This is a genomic window from Escherichia sp. KCJ4928 (genome assembly GCF_004352695.1).
Lineage (GTDB): Bacteria > Pseudomonadota > Gammaproteobacteria > Enterobacterales > Enterobacteriaceae > ECMA0423.
The window spans coordinates 1-255 of record NZ_SJWV01000801.1; the positions used below are offsets into that span (position 1 = coordinate 1).

At 47.1% G+C, this 255-nt stretch carries 1 pseudogene; it reads left to right on the forward strand.

The features are described from left to right. Positions 1–255, forward strand: a pseudogene (gene tnpA, locus E0D98_RS26845) (IS200/IS605 family transposase); the annotation flags it as partial.

The window sequence follows — 255 nt, forward strand, 5'->3', positions numbered from 1 at the left end:
TGTATGTGCTGATTTTGAAGCTGAACTGGTTTAAATGGATGGCGAACCAGATCACGTCCATTTGTTAATTAACTATCCTCCCAAACTGGCGATATCCAGTCTGGTAAACAGCCTCAAAGGCGTATCGGGTAGGTGACTGCGACGAGATCGACCAGATATTGCAGTCAGGTATTACTACAAAGGCGTTTTGTGGAGTCCTGGCTATTTTGCCAGTAGCTGCGGAGGTGCGCCAATATCCGTCATCCGCCAATACAT